The sequence below is a fragment of the Ancylomarina euxina genome, from assembly GCF_003863355.1.
GTDB lineage: Bacteria > Bacteroidota > Bacteroidia > Bacteroidales > Marinifilaceae > Ancylomarina > Ancylomarina euxinus.
Genome location: NZ_QQWG01000054.1, coordinates 1 through 1,810, shown reverse-complemented (window position 1 = coordinate 1,810; position 1,810 = coordinate 1). Strand labels below are relative to the sequence as shown.

Annotated in this window: 1 protein-coding gene; it reads right to left on the bottom strand. The window is 35.7% G+C overall.

Going from position 1 to position 1,810, the window contains the following annotated elements:
- The coding region (locus DWB61_RS17535) for a lamin tail domain-containing protein (RefSeq protein WP_148095944.1) at nucleotides 1-1,810 on the bottom strand (1,810 nt) is incomplete at both ends.

Here is a 1,810-nt window from a genome sequence, read left to right as displayed (position 1 = left end):
TCATAAACTCCTTTCACTGAATTCACATGCCCTGGGGTTCCTCCTTTTTCATTTTCTGATGCTGACCAATTACTTACCGTTGAGCAAAAATTAGAAGCATCAATTCGCTCTAAACTCCAACCTCCATTTTTTTTATCATCATCTCTATACCAATCCGATGAATAGGTGACTTGATCAAGCAACACGCCTGATAGAGATTCTAAGGAAATACGGACACCTGAATTGGTCAAACTTGGGAAACTACTAAGACCTAGAGAATTTCCAAACGCTTTATAAAGCTCAACGGCTGCATTGGAGCATAAAATTAAATACTCATGAGATTGAATCTCAAAATCAGAAAGGATTTTATCTGAGCCACCAACCTTCAGTTTATAATCCTTAACATTTATTGAATAATCACTGGTATTATAAATCTCGATAAATTCATATTCTGGTAATCCTATAACAGGAGATTCATCAGCAAATATTTCATTGATAACAAGATCATACTCATGAATATCATGCCATATAAAATCGACACTTATTTCCTGCGAATTTCCACACTCATCTGTTAGGTTATTCATGGTCAGTTTCTGGATCTCACCATCTTGAAATGGACTTTCAAAATGAAGCCTTAAAACATTAGATGATTCCTTTACAATTGGTGAAATTAAATTACCAACAATCGCATAATTTGAAAGTAATAGTGCTGCATCTTCATTTATACTTTCTGAAAACTCCAGCTGCAATTCCTGATTTGAGAGTAATAAATAAGTTGTTAATTCAGGAGCTACTATATCCTTATAAACTCCTTTCACTGAATTCACATGCCCTGGGGTTCCTCCTTTTTCATTTTCTGATGCTGACCAATTACTTACCGTTGAGCAAAAATTAGAAGCATCAATTCGCTCTAAACTCCAACCTCCATTTTTCTTATCATCATCTCTATACCAATCCGATGAATAGGTGACTTGATCAAGCAACACGTCTGATGGAGATTCTAAGGAAATACCAACTCCTGAATTGGTCAAACTTGGGAAACTACTAAGACCTAGCGAATTTCCAAACGCTTTATAAAGCTCAACGGCTGCATTAGAGCATAAAATTAAATAAGTATGAGGTTGAATTTCAAAATCAGAAAGGATCGTCTCAGTACTCCCAACCTTTAATTTGTAGTCCTTTATATTAATAGGATAATCACTGGCATTATAAATCTCTATGAATTCATATTCTGGCAAGCCAACAACAGGAGCCTCATCAGCAAATATCTCATTGATTACAAGATCGTATTCATGGATATCATGCCACATAAAATCGACACTTATTTCCTGCGAATTTCCACACTCATCTGTTAGGTTATTCATGGTCAATTTCTGGATCTCTCCATCTTGAAATGGACTTTCAAAATGAAGCCTTAAAACATTAGGTGATTCCTTTACAATTGATGAAATTGAATTGCCAACAATCGCATAATTTGAAAGTAATAGTGCTACATCTTCATTTATACTTTCTGAAAACTCCAGCTGCAATTCCTGATTTGAGAGTAAAAAATAAGTTGTTAATTCAGGAGCTACTATATCCTCATAAACTCCTTTCACTGAATTCACATGCCCTGGGGTTCCTCCTTTTTCATTTTCTGATGCTGACCAATTACTTACCGTTGAGCAAAAATTAGAAGCATCAATTCGCTCTAAACTCCAACCTCCATCCTTCTTTTCTTCATCAGCATACCAATCCGATGAATAGGTGACTTGATCAAGCAACACGCCTGATAGAGATTCTAAGGAAATACGGACACCTGAATTGGTCAAACTTGGGAAACTACTAAGAC